The sequence below is a fragment of the Pusillimonas sp. SM2304 genome (assembly GCF_031628915.1).
In the GTDB taxonomy this organism is placed as follows: domain Bacteria; phylum Pseudomonadota; class Gammaproteobacteria; order Burkholderiales; family Burkholderiaceae_B; genus Pusillimonas_C.
Genome location: NZ_JAVLUJ010000001.1, coordinates 410720 through 429258 on the forward strand (window position 1 = coordinate 410720; position 18539 = coordinate 429258).

Annotated in this window: 16 protein-coding genes; 4 read left to right on the forward strand and 12 right to left on the reverse strand. The window is 62.3% G+C overall.

The genetic code is table 11. The features are described 5' to 3' along the window. Positions 1 to 79 precede the first annotated feature (79 nt). The gene (locus RE432_RS01900) at positions 80 to 1441 is read left to right on the forward strand and encodes an MFS transporter (protein WP_310931527.1); all 1362 of its coding nucleotides are present in this window, start codon (positions 80 to 82) and stop codon (positions 1439 to 1441) included. 8 nt (positions 1442 to 1449) lie between these two features. On the opposite strand, the gene RE432_RS01905 is transcribed toward RE432_RS01900, so the two are convergent. The 3 genes from RE432_RS01905 to RE432_RS01915 form a co-directional block, all read right to left on the reverse strand. Then, entirely contained in the window at positions 1450 to 2607 is a 1158-nt protein-coding gene (locus RE432_RS01905; protein WP_310931528.1) for a CoA transferase, read from the reverse strand. A gap of 18 nt (positions 2608 to 2625) precedes the next feature. Next, positions 2626 to 3603: a tripartite tricarboxylate transporter substrate binding protein gene (locus RE432_RS01910; protein WP_310931529.1), complete on the reverse strand. Its 978-nt coding sequence runs from the start codon at positions 3601 to 3603 to the stop codon at positions 2626 to 2628. Positions 3604 to 3678: 75 nt separating this feature from the next. Further along, positions 3679 to 5388, reverse strand: coding sequence for an acyl-CoA dehydrogenase family protein (locus RE432_RS01915; RefSeq protein WP_310931530.1), 1710 nt, complete (start codon positions 5386 to 5388; stop codon positions 3679 to 3681). A gap of 100 nt (positions 5389 to 5488) precedes the next feature. Between RE432_RS01915 and RE432_RS01920 the strand changes: the two genes are divergently transcribed. Further along, positions 5489 to 6400: a LysR family transcriptional regulator gene (locus RE432_RS01920; protein WP_310931531.1), complete on the forward strand. Its 912-nt coding sequence runs from the start codon at positions 5489 to 5491 to the stop codon at positions 6398 to 6400. Between the two features lie 106 nt (positions 6401 to 6506). Here the strand turns inward: RE432_RS01920 and RE432_RS01925 are convergent, their stop codons facing one another. Continuing rightward, positions 6507 to 8696 (reverse strand): TonB-dependent receptor, encoded by a 2190-nt coding sequence (locus RE432_RS01925; protein WP_409079799.1) that lies wholly within the window; start codon positions 8694 to 8696, stop codon positions 6507 to 6509. A gap of 196 nt (positions 8697 to 8892) precedes the next feature. Here RE432_RS01925 and RE432_RS01930 point away from each other — a divergent pair, with 196 nt between their 5' ends. After that, on the forward strand, positions 8893 to 9993 hold the full coding sequence (locus tag RE432_RS01930) for a YncE family protein (RefSeq protein WP_310931532.1): 1101 nt from the start codon (positions 8893 to 8895) through the stop codon (positions 9991 to 9993). Positions 9994 to 10040: 47 nt separating this feature from the next. Here the strand turns inward: RE432_RS01930 and RE432_RS01935 are convergent, their stop codons facing one another. From RE432_RS01935 to RE432_RS01970, 8 genes are all read right to left on the reverse strand, one after another. Further along, positions 10041 to 10991 carry a LysR family transcriptional regulator gene (locus RE432_RS01935; protein ID WP_310931533.1) on the reverse strand — a complete coding sequence of 317 codons (951 nt, stop codon included), beginning with the start codon at positions 10989 to 10991 and terminating at the stop codon, positions 10041 to 10043. Between the two features lie 108 nt (positions 10992 to 11099). Beyond that, positions 11100 to 11885: an enoyl-CoA hydratase gene (locus RE432_RS01940; protein ID WP_310931534.1), complete on the reverse strand. Its 786-nt coding sequence runs from the start codon at positions 11883 to 11885 to the stop codon at positions 11100 to 11102. Between the two features lie 8 nt (positions 11886 to 11893). Continuing rightward, positions 11894 to 12859 (reverse strand): tripartite tricarboxylate transporter substrate binding protein, encoded by a 966-nt coding sequence (locus tag RE432_RS01945; RefSeq protein ID WP_310931535.1) that lies wholly within the window; start codon positions 12857 to 12859, stop codon positions 11894 to 11896. 3 nt (positions 12860 to 12862) lie between these two features. After that, positions 12863 to 14053, reverse strand: coding sequence for a CaiB/BaiF CoA-transferase family protein (locus RE432_RS01950; protein ID WP_310931536.1), 1191 nt, complete (start codon positions 14051 to 14053; stop codon positions 12863 to 12865). 103 nt (positions 14054 to 14156) lie between these two features. Then, the gene (locus RE432_RS01955) at positions 14157 to 14768 is read right to left on the reverse strand and encodes an NAD(P)H-dependent oxidoreductase (protein ID WP_310931537.1); all 612 of its coding nucleotides are present in this window, start codon (positions 14766 to 14768) and stop codon (positions 14157 to 14159) included. Between the two features lie 70 nt (positions 14769 to 14838). Beyond that, on the reverse strand, positions 14839 to 16029 hold the full coding sequence (locus RE432_RS01960; protein ID WP_310931538.1) for an NAD(P)/FAD-dependent oxidoreductase: 1191 nt from the start codon (positions 16027 to 16029) through the stop codon (positions 14839 to 14841). Positions 16030 to 16053: 24 nt separating this feature from the next. Continuing rightward, entirely contained in the window at positions 16054 to 16485 is a 432-nt protein-coding gene (locus tag RE432_RS01965; RefSeq protein WP_310931539.1) for a carboxymuconolactone decarboxylase family protein, read from the reverse strand. A gap of 61 nt (positions 16486 to 16546) precedes the next feature. Next, positions 16547 to 16978, reverse strand: coding sequence for a GNAT family N-acetyltransferase (locus RE432_RS01970; RefSeq protein WP_310931540.1), 432 nt, complete (start codon positions 16976 to 16978; stop codon positions 16547 to 16549). A gap of 90 nt (positions 16979 to 17068) precedes the next feature. On the opposite strand from RE432_RS01970, the gene RE432_RS01975 reads away from it, so the two are divergent. Beyond that, the gene (locus tag RE432_RS01975) at positions 17069 to 18493 is read left to right on the forward strand and encodes a PLP-dependent aminotransferase family protein (protein ID WP_310931541.1); all 1425 of its coding nucleotides are present in this window, start codon (positions 17069 to 17071) and stop codon (positions 18491 to 18493) included. The last annotated feature ends 46 nt before the right edge of the window (positions 18494 to 18539 follow it).

The following is an 18539-nucleotide window of genomic DNA, read 5'->3' on the forward strand; positions in this document are numbered from 1 at the left end:
TCCAATGGCGTCCTGGCATCAGGAATGCGATTCTGTAGCCCAAGTATGGCCAGGTTTCAAGTTTGGAAGGACCGCTGCAATGACTGATCACGCCCTGAATTCCTACCCTCCCGGCGCGCGCGCCAAGCGCGACGACCGCGCCCGGACAGCCCGGGCCGCCGCCGGCCACGACACGGAAGTCAGCCCCGGCGACATTGCCGTCGGCGTGGTCATTGGGCGCACATCGGAATTCTTCGACTTCTTCACTTACGGCATCGCCTCGGTGCTGGTGTTCCCGCAGGTGTTCTTCCCCTTTGCCGATCCGTTCACCGGCACGATGTATTCCTTCGCCATCTTTGCCCTGGCCTTTATCTTCCGGCCTTTCGGCACCGCCCTCTTCATGCTTATCCAGAAGCGCTGGGGCCGGGGCGTCAAGCTCACCGCCGCGCTGTTCCTGCTGGGTTCGGCCACAGCCGGCATCGCCTTCCTGCCCACCCATGCCGGCGCCGGTGTCCTGGCCATCGTCCTGCTGGCCATCTTCCGCAGCCTGCAGGGCATTGCCTACGGCGGCTCCTGGGATGGCTTGCCGTCCCTGCTGGCGCTGAATGCGCCGGCCAGCAAGCGCGGCTGGTATTCGATGGTGGGCCAGTTGGCCGCTCCGCTGGGGTTTCTGGTGGCGGGCGCCCTGTTCTTGTACCTGCACACTCGGCTTTCCCAGGCGGACTTCCTTGCCTGGGGCTGGCGTTTCCCCTTTTTCGTGGCATTCGCCATCAACGTCGTCGGCCTGTTCGCGCGCCTGCGCCTGGTGCTCGCCAGCGAATACACCCGCCTGCTTGAAGAGCGCGAACTCCAGCCCATCGGCACGCTGGAAATGCTGCGGACCCAGGGCTATAACCTGTTCATCGGCGCTTTTGCCTCGCTGGCCAGCTATGCGCTCTTTCACCTGGTGACGATTTTCCCGCTGTCCTGGATCGCCATCCACCGCAGCCAAGCCATCGCCGATGTCCTGATCATCGAACTGATCGGCGCGGCCATCGGCATCGCCGCGACCTTCGCGTCGGGCCTGATCGCCGACCGCCTGGGGCGGCGCACCACACTTGCGCTGCTGGCGGTATTGATCGGCATCTTTGCGCTGGCATCGCCTTGGCTGCTGTCCGGCGGCGCGGCCAGCCAGGACGCCTTCATCCTGATCGGCTTCGCGCTGCTGGGCCTGTCTTACGGGCAATCGTCCGGCACGGCCACGGCCAACTTCCTGCCGCGCTGCCGCTATACGGGCGCGGCGCTGACCACCGACCTTGCCTGGCTGATCGGCGCCGCGTTTGCGCCTTTGGTCGTCCTGGGCCTGTCGGCGCAATTCGGCCTGTGGGCCATCAGCCTATACCTGCTGTCTGGTTCGGCCTGCACCTTGCTGGCCCTGCGCATCAATCGCCGCGTGCGGGGGCGGGCGGCCGCGCCCAGGTAAAACCGCTGCTAGGGTTCAGGCAAGCCCAACGCTTGCTTGACGGCTTCGGTGTGCTCGCCGAAGGCCGGGGGCAAGCTGCGCAGTCCGGCCGGCGTGCGCGACAGCTTGATCGGCGAGGCAATTGCTTGATAGCCGTCCTTTTCCAGCACCATACCCCTGTGCCGGGTGTGCGGGTGCTGCAGCAGTTCTTCCACATTCAGCACGGGCGCCGCGGGCACGCCCTTTTTAAGCAGTATCTGGGCAAAATCCGCTGCCTCGTGTTGCTTCAGAAGGCGTCCAAGTATTTCCCCAAGCGCCTTTCGGTGCTTGAGCCGATCGGCATTGGACTGGAATCGCGCGTCCGCAGCCAACTCGGGATGCTGCAATTCCGCTGCCAACAGTTCGAACTGCCGGTTATTTCCCACGGCAAGGAAAATGTCGCCCCGCGCCGTCCGGAACGTTTCATACGGCGCGATATTCGGGTGGGCATTACCGGTGCGCTGAGGTATGTTGCCGCTTAGAAAGTAATTGGCCGCATGCGGATGCAGCAGCGAAATGGCGCAGTCAAACAGCGTAATGTCCAAAAACTGCCCCAAGCCGCTGCGGTGCCGCTCGTTCAGGGCCAGCAGTATGGCCAACGCGGCATTCAGGCCTGTCACCATGTCGACGACAGGCAGGCCCACCCGTGTCGGCTCGCCGTCCGCATCCCCATTCACGCTCATCAAGCCGCACATCGCCTGGGCGCAGGCGTCGTAGCCCGGCAGCCCGCCCAGCGGGCCGTCCGCGCCGAAACCGCTGATCCGGCAGTGCACCAGTTGCGGAAACGCCTGCTGCAGGACGTCGACGCCCAACCCCCACTTTTCCAGTGTGCCGGGCTTGAAGTTCTCGACCAGCACGTCCGCGTCCTGCAGCAGCGCCCGCAAGAAGGCTTTTCCATCCGGATTGGACAAATCCAGCGCCAGGCCCAGCTTGTTCCGGTTGACGCCCAGAAAGTACGAGGCCGTGCCGTCCAGGAACGGCGGCCCCCACCCACGCGTTTCATCGCCCGTGGGCGGTTCGACCTTGAATACTTCCGCGCCGTGGTCGGCCAGGATCTGGGTGCAGTATGGGCCGCCCAGCACGCGCGATAGATCGATCACCTTGCAGCCCTGCAGGGCGCCCTGGGTAGCGGCGTTGCCTAAAGTCATGATGCGTCCAGAAAATGATTAGTCCAGGGAAATGTCGGCGCCCTTGATCACGGCCTGCCATTTGTCGACTTCGCTGTTGATGAAGGTGGCCAGGCCCTGCGGCGTCGTGTCGTCGGCGCGCACAATGCCCTGATGCGCGAGCGTCTCGCGGATGGACGGGTCCGCCATGGCCTGATTGAAGGCCGCATTCAGTTTCTCGACCACGGCCGGGGGCGTGCCTTTGGGCGCCACGATGCCGAAGAATACGCTCACGTCGTAACCGGACAGCCCCTGTTCACTGAGTGTAGGCAGGTCGGGCAAAGCGGCCGAACGGTCTGCGGAAGCCAGCCCTATGGCGCGCAAGCCGCCGCTTTTGACATGCGGCAGCGCCGTGAGGATGTCGGTGAAGGCCATGGAAACCTGGCCGCCGATCAGGTCGTTCAAGGCGGGACCGGTGCCGCGATACGGTATATGCAGGACATGCGTGCCCGCCATCTCGTTGAACAGCACACCGGCCAAATGGGAAGAGGCGCCGTTGCCCGACGAGGCAAAGGAAAGCTTGTCGGGATTGGCCTTGCCATACGCGATCAGTTCCTTCAGATTGCTGGCCGGCACTTGCGGATTGACGACCAGGATGTTCGGCAAGTGCCCAATGCGAACGATGGGCTCAAAGCTTCTACGCGGATCGTAGCCCAGCTTCTTGTACAGACTGATGTTGATCGCGAGCGGGCCCGACGTGCCAAACAGGATGGTGTAGCCGTCGGGCTTGGCGTTGGCGACGAACTCCGAGCCGATATTCCCCCCCGCGCCCGCTTTGTTCTCGACAATCACGGTTTGCCCCAGCGGCTGGGCCAGTTTCTCGCCCAGCCGGCGGGCCAAGGCGTCGGTGGGGCCGCCCGGCGGGAAGGGCACAATAAGCTTGATCGGCTGGGCGGGATAATTCTCGCCCGCCACCGCGGCAGTGGCGCCGCACACGGCGGCAGCGGAACATAGTAAGGCGATAAGCAGTTTTTTCATCAATGTCTCCGTATCCTTTCGGATTTTTTTAAGTGTGTTGATACGCCGTGGCCATCACGGCGGGTGATGTGCCGGTCAATGAACCGGCTGCGGCGTTTCCGGCAGCAACCGGCTTTGATTCACCTTGAATTCGGAAACCGAGCAGGGGTCATGGGGCGCCAGCTTGTGGACCAGGACCAGGTCCGCAAGGTCGTTCCGGCTTTCCAGACCGGTTTTGCGCGCTTCCCACCGCATGGTTGCCAAGGACATGACGTTGTACAGGGCCGATGCGGCCTGGCGCGCCAGGGCGGAATTCTCTTCCTGCGCGGCGCTGGCGGCGAGCGCGTACGCCTTGTCAATGCTCTGGCGCTGCGTAGCCGCCAGGTCCGCCGGACAAGGCATGCCGTCGGCCAGCAGGCCCTCTATGTGCGCGCGCAAGCCATCCAGGCAATTGTTTTTGCGGATGGCCCGCATGACGTCGAGCGCGACGATGTTGCTGGTGCCCTCCCAGATCGACCCAAGATGCGCGTCGCGCAGCAGGCGCGGCTCGGTCCACTCTTCGATGTAGCCGCAGCCGCCACGCACTTCCATGGCGTCCCCCGTCACTTTCCTGGCATCCCGGCACGCGCGGAACTTGATAAGCGGCGTCAGGATGCGCGCCAGCACCTTGGCCTGGGCATCGCCTTTGTCGGAGCGCTCGAGCGCGGCGGCTGTCTGGTACATCACGGATCGGGCCTGTTCCGCCGACACCATCATCTTGAGCAACTGGCGCTGCATCAGGGGCATATCGATCAGCCGCTTGCCAAAGGCGCGCCGGTTTTCAGCGACGAATACGGCCTCGCTGACGGCGCGCCGCATCAGGCCGGCGGCCCGCATCCCGTTGGACAGGCGTGAGTTGTTGATCATATCGGCCATGTGCTGGAAGCCGCGTCCGCGCTCGCCCACCAGCCATGCCTGGGCGCCCTCGAGGCGAATTTCGCCGCTTGCCATGGAACGCGTCCCCAGCTTGTCTTTCAGGCGCAGAATGCGATAGTGGTTGATGCCGCCCTCTGGAAGGATTCTGGGCAACAGGAATAGGGAAACGCCCGCCAGGCCCTGTTTGGTTTCACTGCGGGCCAACACCATCGCAAAACCCGCATCGGGGTTGGAGCAGAACCATTTATCGCCGTACAACAGCCAGCGCCCGTCGGACTGTTCCCGCGCCAGGGTTTCAGTGGCGCTGACGTCGGAGCCGGCGGCCTGCTCTGTCATGAACATCGCGCCCTGCTTGAGCTCATCGAAATCCAGCGACGTCACCTGGGGCAACACCCATTCAATCAGCGCAGGATCGCCAAATTTCCTTAGGGTTCGGGCCAAGGAGTCCGTCATGCTGACAGGGCAGCACAAGCCGAACTCGGCCTGCACGAACAGATGCGTCAGGGCATATTTCGCCGCGGGCGGCATGGGCGCGTCCCAACCCAGCACGCCGGCCCGGTGCGACATGGCGGCCAAGCCATAGCGGCTGTAGGCCAGGCGCTCGAGCTCGACATAGGCGGGATGCTTGTTGATGACCGACTGGTCTTGCCCTGCCCGATTCCGTACTGAAAGCTCGGGCGGATGCTGATCGGCAATCGCCGCCAGTTCATCGAGCTTGCCGCCGGCCATTGCGCCCAGCTCAATGAAATGCGGAAGCAAGTGATCGTACAGATCGCGCGGCAGATACACCTGCAACAAGGCCTTTGAATACGGATCGGCGCTGAACAAATTGAGGCCGCGCGAATCCGGAATATTGGAGGCGGCGGGCGGGTATGAAATCTGAGCAGTCATAAGACCCCCTACAAATGTTGATCCATCTTAAGACCGAACAAGTGATTGATTCCAATACCGTCTTTGTTACTATCTATACAAATCTTGTATAGATAACGCCATGGACCTTGACGCCCGCCAGTTGCGATACTTCGTCGCCGTTGCAGAGGAACTCAGCTTTAGCCGAGCGGCAAAGCGCCTTCATCTATCGCAGCCGCCGCTCAGCTACGCGATCAAACAGCTGGAAGAAAGCCTGGGCGCGCCCTTGTTTCTGCGCAACAGCCGACACGTAGAACTGACCGCCGCGGGCCGCGCTTTCTATAAAGAGGCTTTGTTCCTGCTGCGCCGGAACGCCGATGTCGCCGGCCTGGTTGCGCGGATCCATGCCGGCCTGCAAGGACACATAAAAATCGGCTTCGTGGGATCGATGCTATACCGCAAGCTTCCCGTGGTCTTGAAGCGCTGCAAGGACCACTACCCCGGCATTGAGCACGCCTTGCTCGAGATGAACTCCGCGGAACAGATCGAGCTGGTGGAGCGCGGGGGCATTGACATCGGCTTCATCCACGCCAACCCGGTGCCGGAAGCGGTTTCCGCGGAAGCGCTGATTGTCGAGCCCTTTTCGATTTGCCTGCCCGCCTCCCATCGCCTTGCGGACCAGTCCGCCCTCAAGCTCATCGACCTGGCCAACGAAGAGTTCATTTTTTTCTCGCGCGCCTTTTCGCCGGTGTACTACGAAACACTGTTCGCCATGTGCGTGCATGCCGGGTTCTTGCCCAATGTCAGGCACGAAGCGCGCCACTGGCTTAGCGTGGCATCCCTGGTCTCTCGGGAGATGGGCGTCTCCATCGTGCCCCGGTGCCTGGCTGCAAGCGAACTGCCCGGCATCCGTTTTTTGCCGTTCAGCCATAAGCAGCGGTCCGTCACAAGCGTGATCTGGCGCCATGCGCCCGTGTCGCAAACCACCGAGAACCACGTCCAGCTCATCAAGCAGTTCTATGCGGACGAAGGCCGGCCCGGCGCGCCCACGTGAGCATCGGACCGGAGCCTTTGCAGGGTACATGCACGACATCGATGCCCGTCATTTGACGCAACAACTCCGTCCTGGCCGCCTTGATCACAGCCACCAGGCGTGCTCGTCAGAATTCGAAACTCGCGCTCAATGAATAGGTCCGGCCACTGCCCAGAGCCAGGTAGCCTGAACCTGGATAACCTCCGACGGAAGCCCAGTAATCGCGATCGGCAAGATTGTCCACACGTGCCCGCAGTGTGACCAGCGTACCGTTCAGTTCCCATAAGTAGCGCGCACCTATATCCAGCCGCGTCCATGAAGGTACTTTCTGCGTGTTCGCAGCATCGGCATAGCTGGACCCGGTGTACGCGACCTGACCATCGACGGTCAAGCCCTGCACGCCCGGAATATCCCATTCGACGCCCAGGTTGGCTTGCAGGCGCGGCACGCCTATGGTGCGTTTGCCTTCAGTGACCGCATCGCCCGTGCTGATCTGCTTGGCATCCAGCCAGGTGGCGCCACCCAGCACTCGCACCCCGCGCTGCAATTCGCCAAACCCCGTTAGCTCGACCCCACGATGGCGATCCTTGCCCGATTCCGAAAACACATTGTCCTCACCCAGAACGCCCCGCGGCTTGTCAGTGGTGAAAAGCGCCAGCCCCGCCCCAAAACGCCCGCCGTCGTACTTGACGCCGGCTTCTTTCTGCTTGGACACATACGGCTTGAGCATCTGGCCTTGATTGACGGCATTGCCTGGAGCGGTCTCCCCCGGCGCCAGCGATTCGATGTAGTTGCCATAGATCGACCATTCGGGCGTCACTTTGAACACCAAGCCGACGGCGGGCGACACGCGGCTGTCATCATAAGCAGGCCCAGGCGTTCCCGTGTCATAAGCGAACTCCTGGGTGTGCAGCTTCTGGTGGCGGGCGCCAACCGTTGCCTGGATGCGGTCGTCCAGGAAAGACAGCGTATCGCCCACTGCCACGCTGCTTAGTCGAATCCGGCCCTGCAACGCCGGCGAATCCAGGTCATTTCCTGTAAATGCCCCTGCACTGATATCGGGGCGGGCGCGATAGACGGGATGATAGATGTTGGTCGCGAATGTGTTGAAGAAGTCCATGGCATAGGCGTTCTTCTTTTCAAGCTCGTAATAGGACGCCGATACCACCCACTCGTGCCCCACCGGTCCCGTGCGCAGTTTGCCACGCAGGCCGATTTCCCCGGTATCGACTGTATCCTCACGCGTATTGTCGAATCGGTAGTAGGTGCCGTCTCCGGTCGCGCCGTTATTGACCGTGACTCCGGCCAGCGAATTTGCCTCATCCGTCCGGCGCATGCCGTAAGCAGCCCAGGCGGTCACCTGGTCTGTGATGTCGTATTCCCCGCGCAGCGTGCCGAACAGATCCCGCTCATTCGAGTAAGTCCAGGGCTGGGCGAAGTTCGTGCGGGCACTGGGCGCGGACGGCACCTCGGTCCCGGCGGCCAGCGTGACGTTGGGCCGCGTCTGCTTGAGCTTGTGCTCCTGCCAGCCGATATCCCCAGACAAGCGCAAGCGCTCGCCACGCCAGTCTACACCCAGAGACACCAGGCTCAATTCGGAATCCTCACGGTCCACAGGGCTGCCCCCGTCATGGCGCGCCGCATTCAATCGCACGCCCAGACGCTGCTCGTCGCCAAACCGGCGCCCGATATCCACAGCGGCCTGGCCATGCCCGCCACTGCCCCATCCCGCCGACAATTGGGTCAGTGGGTCATTGCCCGCGCGCTTGGGCAGCAGATTCAGGGCGCCCCCCATCCCCTGCCCACCCGGAGACGCCCCGTTCAGGAAGGTTGAGGCGCCGCGCAGCACCTCTACCCGCTCGAACAGTTCGGCCGCAATGTACTGGCGCGGCAATATGCCATACAGGCCGTTATAGGCCGTCGAGTCCGACTCCAGGGGAAAACCGCGAATGAAATACGACTCCTGGAAATTGCCGAAGCCGCGCGCCACGCGCACACTCGGATCGCCCCGCAGCACATCGCCTACGCTGCGTGCCTGGCGATCCTGAATGTATTCGCTGGTGTAACTGGTGATGCTGAAGGGCGTCTCCATATAGTCGCGCGTGCCCAGTATTCCCGCCCGGCCGCCGCGTGCCACCTGCCCGCCCGCATAAGCGGGAGACAGGCCCTCGGCGGATGCGTCCGCGCTGGATTCGACCCGGATATTCTCCAGCGTCTGGACGGAAGGGGTATTTTGCGACGCATCGGTGTCCTGGGCATGCGCGGCATTCATGCACGCTGCGATGACGGCCAATACGATGGGTTTGAGGGTATTCATATCTGGTCGATGAAGGAGGAAATGGGCGCGCTTGCTGGCAAGGCGTGGCTAGAACAAGCAGTTCCTGCCTTGCAAAGAATACATCAAATGCAAATGATTCTCACACCTATTATCGGTTTAATATTGTATAGTGTTGCAATCAGGTGACATTGCCTTCCCCCCTCTTCCAGACCCCTTTATCACACATCCGCTCATCATGAAATACTCTCCTACCCTGGCCGCTCTCTCTCGTACGTCTCTTGCCATCGCCCTGGCGCTGGGGGGAGCTTCCGTCGTTCAGGCGCAAACGCCGCAGGCCAACGCCGACGTCCAGGCCGTCACCATCACCGCCGACGGCGCAACGCGCCGCCCCGTGGCGCGAGGCATCTACGAGGCTGCCTACAGCCACGCCAGCAAGGCGCTGTACGTCGCCTCGGCCGAAGCCATTACGGGAACCGAAGGCGGAGTCATCTACAAGCTGGACCCCGACACCTTGCAGACCCTGGGCATGACGCACACCAACGAGAAGGATTTCGGACTGGCCGTCAATCCCGAGGGCGACACGCTGTATGTCACCAATAGCCTGGCCAGCGGCTTGAGCGCCATGGACACCAAGACCGGAAAAATCAAGGCGCAGGTGAAGTTCACCGAGCAAAGCAAGGACGGTTCCGCCTATGGTCTGCGCCAGGTCATCTACGATCCCGAACAAAAAGCCCTGTATGTGGGCGGGGTCGGCGACCCGGGCATTATCTGGCTGGTCGACGCCGACACCCTGGCCGTGCGCGCGACCATTCCGAATGCGGGAAAATGGGTCACCGGCCTGCTGCTGGATAAGGAAACGCAGCGCCTGTACTCGGCCAACGGCGACGGCGAAGTCCTGGTCATCGATACCCGCGAGAACCGCATTCTTGAGCGCTGGACGCCGGGCGACGGCAAATCGTATCTGCTGCTGAACCTGGCGCTGGACGCGAAGCGCCACCGTCTGTTCGTCACCGATCACTCCAAGCAGAAGACCGTGCTGGCCTTCGACACGCGTACCGGCCAAGTCGCCGATCGCATCGATATCGGCGATTCAATGGGCATCAAGTACAACCCCGCTCGCGACGAACTGTATGTATCGCATCGCGAACAGGGCAAAGTCAGCGTGGTCGATGCCGCCAGCCTGCGTACCACCAAGACCTACACGCTGCCGCCCATGCCCAACAGCCTGCTGATCGGCCCCGACGGCAAGACCTTGTACGTGACGATCAAAACGCCGCACAACAAGGACTACTCCGCCAGCGGGGAAGGCAGCATCGCCCGGATCGAGCTGCCCTGAAGGGGGCGGGCGAACGGGCTGGACGCCATCCGGCGGCCCGTTCGGCCTTATCCCGAATGCGACTGGCGCGCTTCCACGACCTGAGGGTCGTCCAACAGAATATCGGCGAACTGCCGGACAAGCATGGACTGGTCCCCGGTTTCGGCCCGCAGCACCAAATGCAGCGTTCGCTCGGCCCAGGCATCCGTCATGGGAAGCGCAGCCAGTAAGCCCTGCCCCGCCACCGTACCGGCGATGCTGGCGGGAACAATGGCGATGCCCACGCCCGCCTGGACCATATAAAGCGTCGCATTGAAATTGTGCACATGCACGCGCACTTTCATGGCCTTTCCCGCCAGGCGCGCCTGATTGGACAAGAACAGGAAGTTGCTGCTTGCGCGCTGCATGGACACCAGGTCATGGTCCAGGGTTTCCTCGAACGACGTGCATGGAGCGCGCGCCAAAGGGTGGTCGGCCGGCACCACGCAGACCAGCCGGTCCTGCGCATAAAGCCGGCGCTCCAGGCTGGGCAAGGGCTCCAGATCCGCGCCAATGCCGATGTCAGCCACCCCTTCCTCGATCTCGCTGCTGATCTTCAGGCTTTCCTTTTCCTTCAGATCCACATTGATGCCCGTATTGCCGGTCAGGAACCTGGCCAGGCTGGGAAGCAGAAAACCATTGAGCGAGCTGCTGTTGGCAAGCACCCTGATGGAGCCGCGCAAATTGCTGGAATAGTCGCTAAGCTCTGTGTGCATGGCCTCGACGCCCGCCAACAGTCTCTTGGCATGCCGGGCCAGGACTTCCCCTGCCGCTGTCGGCGTCATCCCCTTCGACGTCCGCAGGAATAGCTCGCCGCCGACCGTATATTCAAGGTTTTTGAGCCGATAGCTGGCCGACGACGCGGTCATGTGCATTTTGGCCGCCCCGGCCGACAGGTTCTGAGCCTGGACGATGGCAAGAAAGAGTTTCAGGTCTTTGAGTTCGTAGCGCAATATGATGCCCCGTTGATCGTTACGCAAACAGCTTGAGCTTGGACAAGCATAATAGGCCCTTTTCGCCGCGCAAACGAAAAACCCCCGATCCCCATACCCAGGAATCGGGGACGTCAAACGGTGACGGCCGTGTTGCTAACCGGACGTCTGTTTGGCCTTGATGAATTCACCCATGTACTTCTGCGGTTCGCCGGTATTGAACGCCTGCGCAAACTCGCGCACGCCGTTCAAGATGGATGTTTCGAGCGGCTCGTTCTCCCACTCGCGCAACAGTCTTTTCTGCTGGGCCAGGGCCGCCGGCCCCAGATCGGTCATCATCCGGGCAACGCGCGTTACCTCTTCGTCCAGGCCGTCCAGCGGCGCCACACTATCGAGCAGCCCCCAGCTCAAGGCCTTATCGGCATCCACGACCTCGCCCGTCAGCAGCATCCAGTTGGAACGCGCGGTGCCGATCAACCGGGGCAGCAAGGCCGCCTGGATGATGGATGGAATGCCCACCTTGACTTCGGGCATACCCATTTTGGCCGCATCCGCGCCAATGCGGAAATCGCACGCCAGCGCGAACTCCATGCCGCCGCCCAGGCACCATCCGGGAATGCGGGCGATCACCGGCTTGGGCAGCAGGCGCACCGCATCGGAAAGCTTGCGCAGGCCATCGATGAAGGCTTCGGCGCGCTGCATGTCGAAGTGCGCCATTTCCTTGATGTCGGCGCCGGCGATGAATGCGCGATCGCCATCGCCCCGCACGACCAGCACGCGGATATCGTCGCGGCCCGCAATATGATCCAGCGCATCGGTCAGCGCGCGAATGACCGGCGTACCCAGGATATTCAGTTTCCCCGCATTCTGGATGCGCAGTATCCCGATGCCGCTATCATCCACCGACAGGCCGGCGTATTCAGACCAGGCGTTTGTATTCATGGTTCACCTCAGAGTTTTTCAAAGCCAATGGCCTGCACAACGTCTTGCCACCTTTCGTTGGACGCCTCAATGACCTGCTTGAACGCCTCGGGGGTAGTGTGGTCGGGGACGGCGCCCTGCTTTTCAATCAGCGCGATGACCTCGGGGTCGGCCAGGACTTCGCCCACCGCCTTGTTCAGGGTGTCGAGCACATCGGCGGGCAGCTTGGCCGGCCCCGCCATGCCAAACCACGACGGCGTGTTCAATTGCGGGTATCCGACTTCGGCATAGGTGGGCACATCCGGCAGGCTCTTTACCCGGGTCGGCGCCGCCACGGCAAGCGGGCGAAACGCGCCGGCGGCGATTTGGCCGGCGGAAGACGGAAGGTTGTCGAACACGACATCGATCTGGCCGCCCAGAAGCCCGGTCAACGCAGGGCCCAGGCCGTTGTAGGGCACATGGAGCATATCGGTTTTCGTCACGCTCAGGAAGCGTTCGCCGAACAGATGGCTATAGCCCCCCAGCCCGGACGAACCGAAGGACAGCTTGCCCGGCTCCGCTTTCAGCACATCGAGCAATTGCTGGAAGGTCTTGATGTCCGACTTGGCATTGACGTCCAGAACGCCCAGCACATTGGCAAGATTGCTGATGGGCGTGAAGTCGTTGACAGGGTCATACTGGGACTTTTTCTGCACGCTGGGGTTGACGGCATGCGAGCTCTCTACCGCCATGACCAAGGTGTAGCCGTCGGGCTTCTGGCGTGCGGCATAGGCGCTGCCCACCGCGCCACCGGCGCCGGGTTTATTGACGACCACCACAGACTGGCCCAGGACATCGCTGAGCTTGGTGGCCACGATACGGGCAATCAGGTCGGTGGTCCCGCCCGGCGCGTAGGGAACAATGAATTCGACCGTGCGGTCCGGATAGGCGGCAGCGGCTGCGGTGGACAAAGAAAACAGGCCGGCCGCAATGCCGGCTTTGATGTGTTGACGCATTGTTTATCTCTCAATGTTTGTTTTCAAGCACCCAAGCACCGACTCTGTATGCTCGCCCAGCATGGGCGGAGCGGCAGGGGACGTGCCATCTTCTTGGTTTCCGGCCAACATGGGATTTTTGACCAGACGGATTTCACCCAGCTTGGGATGGGTGGTTTTTTGAAGCATGCGGCGGTGCAGGACTTGCTCGTCCTGGAACACCTCTTCAAGCGAGTTGACCGAACCCCAGGATATGCCCAGCTTGTCGAGCGCCTCGGTCCAGTATTGGCGCGGCTGCGCCGCCAGTATTTCACCCAACAAGGTCCGCAACGAGGCCAAGTTGTCGATCCGGCCGCTGTTCGTCTTGAACCGGGCATCCTGCGCCAGCTCGGGCCGGCCGCAAAAATCGCAGAAGCGCGCAAACTGCGTGTCGTTGCCGATGGCCAGAATGAAAAAGCCGTCGCTGGCCCGGAAGACCTCGTAGGGAGCCAGGTTGGGATGCGCGTTGCCGCTACGCTGCGGGCTCGAGCCCGACACCAGGAAATTGGCGGCCTGGTTGGCGTTCAATGCAACGGCCACGTCCAGCAGCGCCAGGTCCAGCCATGCGCCCTTGCCTGTTTGCGTGCGCTGGAACAAGGCCGCCAGGACCGCGGAAGTCGCGTACATGCCGGTGGCGATATCCACGACGGCGACGCCCGTGCGCAAGGGCCCGGCGCCCGGCTCGCCATCGGCCCGCCCCGTGTAGCTCATCAAGCCGCCAAGGCCCTGGAAAATGTAGTCATAGCCGGGGCGATGCGCCTTTGGCCCGGTTTGCCCATAGCCCGTAATGGACGCGTAGATAAGCTGCGGATTGACTGCCTTGACGCGATCGTAGTCAAGCCCGTATTTTTTCAGTGTCCCGACACGAAAGTTTTCCACCAGCACATCGGCATCGCGAATGAGCGCCAGCAATGACTGCCGGTCGGCTTCCTGGGTGAAGTCCAGTGCAACCGACTTCTTGCCGCGATTGCAGCAAGTAAAGTAGGCCGACAAGGTTTCGCCGTCTACGGGTTCAAGATAAGGCGGCCCCCAGCCGCGCGTATCGTCCCCGCTGCCGGCTCTTTCAATCTTGATGACGTCGGCGCCCAGATCGGCAAGATTCTGCGTACACCACGGGCCGGCCAATATACGTGATAAATCAACTACTTTTACGCCCGTCAATGCCGCACTCAACATACGCCCGCCTTCATCAAATAATGCCTGGCAGTCTAAGGCGGAAGCAAAAGCGTGACCAGTTGAAGTTTTCGGCCGCTGTGTTCGAATTTGTCCAACACGCCCGTTAAGAGGGGGTCAGCGCGTCGACCGTCGCGATCAACGACGCTCTTGCGGCGGCGAGCCGTTCCGGGTCAAGAAATGCGGTGGCCTGTAATGGCAAGAAGCGCAGCGCATTCAATCCCACGCACCCCAGCGCCGCCGTCAGATAAGGGGTCAGGAAGTCCGGCTGGTTGGCGCGATCGCCTGTGAAAACGCCCCCCGAGGCAATGCCGATGAACACGGGCCTATCCTGCAGCAACCCGATTTTTCCTGTCGGGGAGGCGGCAAATGTACGGCCGATCCGCAGGATCTGGTCTATCCATGCTTTAAGGACAGAAGGCACTGTGAAATTGTTCATCGGCGTGCCAATGACCAGGACATCGGCGGCCTCCACTTCCTGTATCAGTTGTTCCGACAGCTGCAAAGCGCCGTTCGACAGTCCGGCGGCCAGGGCATCGGCGGACGACAGGGCCGTCGCGTAGCCGGGATCGGCATGCGGTATGGGCTCCCGGCCCAGGTCACGGCGCGTAACGCTGGCGCCGGGGCTGCCCGCAAGCAACCGTTCGACAATGCCGGCCGAGAGCCGGCGGCTATGGGACTGCGCCCTCGGGCTGCAGTCGATATGTAGAATTTTCATACTAGGTCCTCAGATAGCTTGATAGGCTGGCAATCGCGCCGCGCAAACACGACGCATGCCGATCGCTTTGTCAGGCCACGACGATGCGGCGCGGATCGGCCAGGGTAAAGATCTCTGCGCGATCTCCGCCAGGCGGATAGATCCACTCCGTATTGATTTTTGTCTTCAACGCCTTGGCCTCCGCGCCTGCCAGCATCACCTGGCGGTTCCAGCCTTCCGTATAGACGGCGCCCCATGGGCCCAGGTCCAGGCAGGTGACGTACTTCGGCTGGCTGTACGGAATCGGCGTCTCTCCCAGCAAGTCCGCCGCGACATTGTGCCCTGCCGAGCGGCCAAGATTCATGGCGTGCTGGCAAGACATCATCGCGTAGTTCCCTTCGTCATCGGTAGCGGCATAAGCGCAATCGCCCGCGGCAAACACCGCCTCGACGCCCTTGACCTTGAGGTTGCGGTCAACATGGAGCCGATTGAAGCTGTCGCGCTCCGCCGGAATGTGCGCCGTGAGCCCGCTGGCGCGCGCACCCGCTGTCCAGATAACGGTATCGGCCTCGATACGCTGCCCGTTCTCCAGCGTTACACCCTGCGCATCGACGGCGGCAACCCCGACGCCCAGCCTCCACGTTACCCCCAGGTCGGTCAGCGCTTGCGTGATGACCGGCCGCGGACCGGCGCCCAGGTCCGGGCCCAGCTCGGCATTGCGCTCGACCATGATCACACTCACGGCCGCATCTTCCCCCAGGACTGCGCGCAAGCGGGCCGGCATTTCGGCTGCGGTCTCGATGCCGGTAAAACCGGCGCCCGCAACCACCACGGTATTGCGCCGGGCGCTTTCCGGGCGCTGCGACAGGCCATGTATATGAGCTTCAAGTTTCGCGGCATCAGCGACCTGGTCGACATTGAAAGCATGTTCGTGCAGGCCCGGGATCGGCGGACAATGCAGCCGGCTTCCCGCGGCCAGCACCAAGCGGTCATAGCTGATGCTGTGCTGCGATGTGCTCACCTTCTGTTCCACCACATCGATATGCTCCACCTCGCCCTGGATGAATTTGACGCCGGCAGCCGCGAAGATTTCTTGCAGCGGCGCCTTCATGCCGCCCGGGTTCTGCTCGTATAGACGGGGACGGACGTGCAGCTCGGGCTCCTGCGCGATCACCGTAACCTCGACGTCGGTGCGCCCTGCCTGATCAAGCAAGCGGGCGGCTGACAGCGCGCTCCACATGCCGGCAAAGCCGGCTCCAATGACAATAATGCGTTTCGACATACTTCATGCTCCTGAGGCGATTCCTTATTGACGCATTCCGATCGCCAGGCGATTGAATGCGCTCATCAATGCGATGGCAAAACACAGGTCCGCGATGTCGACATCGCTGAAATGCGCCTTGAGCGGCTCGAAATCCTCATCGGGCGCATGGGTCCGGTCCACATGCGTCAGCGCTTCCGTCCAAGCCAGCACGGCACGTTCACGCTCGGTGAAACGCTCGCTTACTCGCCACCCGGCCAGGCTGTCCAGCTTGGCATCCGGCACGCCGCCGGCGCGCAATGATTTGGCATGCATTTCCAGGCAGAAAGAGCAGCCATTGATCTGCGACATGCGCAGCCAGACCAGATCGATCAACTCCTTGCCAAGCGTGCTCTTTTCCAGTGCTTTCTTGGTGGCGCTCAGCCCCTGGTAAGCGTCGGGAGACAGGGTCCAGTAGGGCAAACGAAGGTTAGTCATGAAAGGTTTTCCTGTAATGAAGGAAGGATGAAAACGCCGCCATACTCATGGTTCGCATGGTCTACAGCGGCTGACAGAAATGCATTCCCCTGGCCAGCAGGCCTTGGCGAAAGTAGAAACGCTGCCCCAGCGCATTGCCCAGGGCGGTATCCAGGACGAAGTGGGCGCAGTCTTGCCGCCGCGCTTCATCGCGCAATGCATCCAGCAGCTTGCCGCCCACGCCAAGGCGGCGCGCATCGGGGGCGGCCACCAGGTCATCGACGTACAGGAAACGCCCATACAGCAGATTTTCCTGAATGCGAAAGCCGGCCAGGCCCTTGACCTGCGCGTCTTGCCAGGCGGCCAGCAGGCGGTATCCCTGCCCGGCCTGGCGACGCGCTTGCGCGGCGAATGCGGCGGCATTGTCCAGGTGGGGCCGCAGTGCGCGCATGACCTCGAAGCAGGCCTGATAGTCCTGATCGCTGTCGACAGGGCGCAATTGAAAAGTGCTCATGGATTTCCTTGTTATGCAAGTCTGTAATGTAGGAAAATAATGACCCAGCAAATAGATGCAAGAATTGACTGAATTAATGGGACATAGCCGATGGACGTGAAGCACCTGAAACTGAGCCGAAAGCAGGGCGTGCCGATCTACCTGCAGCTGTATCGGCGCTACCGCGAAGCGATTACAAGCGGCAAGCTCCGCCCGGGAGATCGCGTGCCATCCGTGCGCAGCCTTGCCAGCGAATTGGGCCTGGCGCGCGGCACGGTCGAAATGGCCTATCAGATTCTGGTCAGCGAGGGCTATTTCATGGCGCGCGGCGCGGCGGGAACCGTCGTATCCCCCCGGCTGGGGACGCTGCCCGAGCCCGGGGATGCGAAGGCGCCTGCGCCCCCCGCCCATGCATCGCCTCACCCACCGGCCATGGGCATCGAAGCCCAGCCCTTCCAGCTTGGCTTGCCGGCGCTCGATGCCTTTCCCCGCAAGACCTGGGCGCGCCTGGCCGGGCGCAAGCTGCGCACGCTAGGAACAGCGGCCATGACCTATCCCGATCCGGCGGGGTACGAACCACTGCGACGCGCCATTGCCACCTATCTGGGCATATCGCGCGGCATCGCCTGCTCGCACCGCCAGGTATTCGTTACGGCCGGCTATCGGGGAGCCCTGGAACTCGTGCGGCGCACGCTGCTGCAAACCGGAGACCAGGGCTGGTACGAGGACCCCGGCTACATTCTTGCCCGGCAGTTCCTGGAACGCGCGGGGCTGCGCCTGGAAGCGGTGCCCGTGGACGAGGAAGGCTTGAACGTGCGTCTTGGCCAGCAACGCGCCGCGCATGCGCGTTTCGTTGTGGTGACGCCCACCCATCAAAGCCCGATGGGCATGGCCCTGTCTTTGCCACGGCGGCTGGAATTGCTCGATTGGGCCAGCCGCCGCCGATCGTGGATTGTCGAGGACGACTACGACAGCGAGTTCCGCTATCACGGCCGGCCCTTGCCGGCCCTGAAAAGCCTGGACCGCGATGGACGAGTGCTCTATACCGGCACCTTCAGCAAAGTGCTCTTCCCCGGTTTGCGGTTGGCCTACCTCGTTGTGCCGGCGCCTCAGGTCGAGAAGTTTGAAGAGATGGCGAATCACCTTCCGGGGCCCGGCTCTATCCTGCCCCAGGCCATGGTGGCGGATTTCATGGAACAGGGCCACTTTGCCCGGCATCTGCGCAAGATGCGAACCTTGTATGCGGCGCGGCGCGGCTATCTGGTCGATGCGCTGATACAGACAATGGGGGAACGCCTGCATGTCCAGCCGCAGGCAGGCGGCATCCATGTATTGGCTCACCTGAACGCCCGCCAGAGCGACAAAGCCCTGGTCGCGGCCGCAACCGCCAAAGGGCTCGCCCTTCATGCACTGAGCGACTGGCGGCTGCGCAAGTCACCGCAGGGCGGCTTGCTGATGGGGTTCGCCAACTTCGCAACGGCTGAAGAAGCGCTGGCACCGGTCCGGCGCCTGAAAACGGCGCTGGCCCAGTCATAGCCTGGCCCCCTGGCCGGGAAGCGGGGCGAGGCCAATGCGCTGTTCA